The sequence below is a fragment of the Microbacterium sp. Bi128 genome (genome assembly GCF_918698205.1).
On record NZ_CAKKMM010000457.1, the window covers coordinates 1 to 3,559 of the forward strand.

A 3,559-nucleotide genomic window follows, 5' to 3' on the forward strand; every position below is an offset into this window, starting at 1 on the left:
GGCCTACGTGGGGCTGACCCGTGCCCGTAAGCGTCTCTACCTGACCAGGTCCGAGGTCCGCAGCATGTGGGGCCAGAGCCAGTACAACCCCGCGAGCCAGTTCATCGAGGAGATCCCGGCCGAGCTCGTCGAGTGGAAGCGCGACGGCGCCAGCCGCCAGAGCGGAGGCTGGGGGAGCGGTGCCGGGATCGGGTCCAGCCGCTACGGCGGATCGTTCTGGGGTGCCGGGACAGCCCGCGGCGCCGCGGCCAGCCCGTCCGCCGGCTTCAACGCCGACGTTCCCGCCGCGGTGGCCAAGAACAGGGTCCAGCCGCAGAAGGAAGTTGTCGCCGTCAGCGTGGGGGACAAGGTCAACCACACCAGCTTCGGCAACGGCACCGTCCTGGCGGTGGAGGGCGCCGGGGACAAGACGGTCGCCAAGGTCAAGTTCGACGTCGGCGAGAAGCGGCTGCTGCTGCGCTACGCGCCGCTGACCAAGCTGGACGCCTAACTGACCGCGTAGCTGGACGTTTGGCTGAAGACCCGGCGGGAGTCCGGAGACCGGTCCGCCAGCACCCCGTGCAGCCGGATGCACGGGCGTTCGCCGTACTTTACGAACGCGGGTCTGGCACGGCCGCGCCGGCCTTCGGAGCGCCGTCGGACACCCCAAAAACCCCGTAATCTAGCGGTTTTTCTACGCTCCATAGAATAGTGTCCTTACTCACATAACCGGTACTCTGGAACGGGCTGGTCCGATCGAAGGACTAGAGTTCCCAAAGGAGCATTGCGCCGTGTGGCTCGTTTCCAAGCTTGTCGCAGGGTGCGTTTATTCCGCAGCCCGGTAACCGCGAGTACGTGGGGTCCGGCTGTACAGAAACTACTTCGACGTAGAAGGACACTAAACCGTGGACCTGTTTGAATATCAGGCGCGCGATATGTTCGAGGCGCACGGTGTACCCGTGCTTGCTGGCATCGTGGCGCACACCCCTGAAGAAGCAAAGGCAGCTGCCGAGAAAATCGGCGGCGTAACTGTCGTAAAGGCGCAGGTCAAGGCCGGAGGCCGCGGCAAGGCCGGCGGCGTCAAGGTCGCGAAGACCGCTGACGAAGCGTTTGAACACTCCACCAACATCCTCGGGATGGACATCAAGGGCCACACCGTGCACCGGGTGATGATCGCCCAGGGTGCAGACATCGCCGAGGAATACTACTTCTCCGTCCTTCTGGACCGGGCCAACCGCAACTACCTGGCCATGTGCTCGGTTGAAGGCGGCATGGAAATCGAGCAGCTCGCCGTTGAGCGCCCCGAGGCCCTGGCCAAGATCTCGATCGACCCGGCCGTGGGCATCGACCAGGCCAAGGCCGACGAAATCGTCGCCGCGGCAGGCTTCGCCGAGGAACTGCGTGGCAAGGTCGCCAGCGTAATCCTGAAGCTCTGGGACGTTTTCAAGAAGGAAGACGCCACTCTTGTGGAGGTCAACCCGCTGGTCCTGACCGGCGCCGGCGACATCGTTGCCCTTGACGGCAAGGTCTCCCTCGACGAGAACGCCGACTTCCGCCACCCCAAGCACGCCCACCTTGAAGACAAGGACGCTGCTGACCCGCTCGAGGCCAAGGCCAAGGCGCAGGACCTCAACTACGTCAAGCTGGACGGCGAAGTCGGCATCATCGGTAACGGTGCCGGCCTGGTCATGTCCACCCTCGACGTCGTTGCTTACGCCGGCGAGAACCACGGCAACGTCAAGCCCGCGAACTTCCTGGACATCGGCGGTGGAGCTTCCGCCGAGGTCATGGCAGCAGGCCTCGACGTCATCCTGGGCGACCCGCAGGTCAAGTCCGTCTTCGTCAACGTCTTCGGCGGCATCACCGCCTGTGACGCCGTCGCCAAGGGCATCGTCGGTGCACTGGCCGAGCTGGGCCACTCCGCGAACAAGCCGCTGGTAGTCCGCCTCGACGGCAACAACGTTGAGGAAGGCCGCCGCATCCTGGCCGAGGCCAACCACCCGCTGGTTACCCTGGCCGCCACCATGGACGAGGGCGCCGACAAGGCTGCCGAGCTCGCCAACGCAGCGAAGTAGAGGGACTCGACTATGTCTATTTATTTGAACAAGGACTCCAAGGTCATCGTCCAGGGCATCACCGGCGGCGAAGGCACCAAGCACACCGCCCTGATGCTCAAGGCCGGCACCAACGTTGTGGGCGGCGTCAACGCCCGCAAGGCCGGCACCACGGTCCTGCACGGCGACGCCGAGATCACCGTCTTCGGCACCGTCAAGGAAGCCATGGCCGAGACCGGCGCTGACGTTTCCATCGTCTTCGTGCCGCCGGCCTTCACCAAGGACGCCGTCGTTGAAGCCATCGAGGCCGGCATCGGCCTCGTCGTCGTCATCACCGAAGGCGTGCCGGTCCAGGACTCCGCCGAGTTCTGGGCACTGGCCCAGTCCAAGGTGGACGCCAACGGCAAGCAGGTCACCCGCATCATCGGACCGAACTGCCCCGGCATCATCACCCCGGGTGAGGCCCTCGTCGGCATCACCCCGGCCAACATCACGGGCAAGGGCCCCATCGGCCTTGTCTCCAAGTCGGGCACCCTGACTTACCAGATGATGTACGAGCTGCGCGACCTCGGCTTCTCCACCGCCATCGGCATCGGCGGCGACCCGGTCATCGGCACCACCCACATCGATGCCCTCGAGGCCTTCGAGGCTGACCCGGAGACCAAGGCGATCGTCATGATCGGCGAAATCGGTGGCGACGCCGAAGAGCGTGCCGCCGACTACATCAAGGCCCACGTCACGAAGCCGGTTGTTGGCTATGTGGCCGGCTTCACCGCTCCGGAAGGCAAGACCATGGGCCACGCCGGCGCCATCGTCTCGGGTTCCGCGGGCACCGCCCAGGCCAAGAAGGAAGCCCTCGAGGCTGCCGGTGTCAAGGTCGGCAAGACGCCGTCCGAGACCGCCAAGCTCCTGCGCGAGGTCTTCGCGACCCTCTAGGTCCCAAGCGCCACGGCAAATAAGCACCACTGCAATACAGCAACGCGGGGTCACTTACGGCCCATTCCACTCGGTGGGATGGGCCGGAGTGACCCCGCGTTGTTTCTTTAAGTACGACGGCGGCAGGCCATCTTCCCCGGGAGGTGACCTGCCGCCGTCGTACTCTTTACGAGCCCGAGATCCTAGACCTTGGCCCCGCTGAGGACTTCCTCGAGCTGTTCGTAGGCTTCGGTCATGCCGCCCTCCATTCCGGACTGCGCCATGCCGTCGCGGGCCTCCATGCTGGGGTAGACCGCGTGGCCGCTGAGCCGCGAACGGCCGCCGCCCAGGTCCTCGAAGGTCAGGGACTCAATGCTCACCACGTCCGGGTAGCCATCGAATTCGAAGGTCTGGATGGCGAAGTCATTCTCGCGGACAGTGTGGAAGACACCGGTGAAACCATATGCGCTGCCGTCCGGCGCGGTGTGGGTGTAGCGGTAGCTGCCGCCGGTCCTGAAGTCGTAGTGGTCAACAGCCATAGTCAGCCGCCGCGGGCCAAGCCACTGGGCGACGAGCTCGGGATCCTTATGCGCCCGGAACACCTCGGACAA

General features: G+C 65.1%; 3 protein-coding genes and 1 pseudogene. 3 read left to right on the forward strand and 1 reads right to left on the reverse strand.

Features of this window, described 5'->3' with window-relative positions; all coding sequences use genetic code 11:
• The 3 genes and pseudogenes from LQV45_RS20930 to sucD form a co-directional block, all read left to right on the forward strand.
• Window positions 1-490, forward strand: a pseudogene (locus LQV45_RS20930) (ATP-dependent DNA helicase PcrA); the annotation flags it as partial.
• Window positions 491-884: 394 nt separating this feature from the next.
• Entirely contained in the window at window positions 885-2,054 is a 1,170-nt protein-coding gene (sucC, locus tag LQV45_RS20935) for an ADP-forming succinate--CoA ligase subunit beta (RefSeq protein WP_018776032.1), read from the forward strand.
• Between the two features lie 12 nt (window positions 2,055-2,066).
• On the forward strand, window positions 2,067-2,969 hold the full coding sequence (sucD, locus tag LQV45_RS20940) for a succinate--CoA ligase subunit alpha (protein ID WP_028275595.1): 903 nt from the start codon (window positions 2,067-2,069) through the stop codon (window positions 2,967-2,969).
• A gap of 182 nt (window positions 2,970-3,151) precedes the next feature.
• Here sucD and LQV45_RS20945 read toward each other — a convergent pair.
• Window positions 3,152-3,559: SRPBCC family protein (locus LQV45_RS20945; RefSeq protein WP_230008663.1), on the reverse strand; the 408-nt coding region annotated here is incomplete at its 5' end.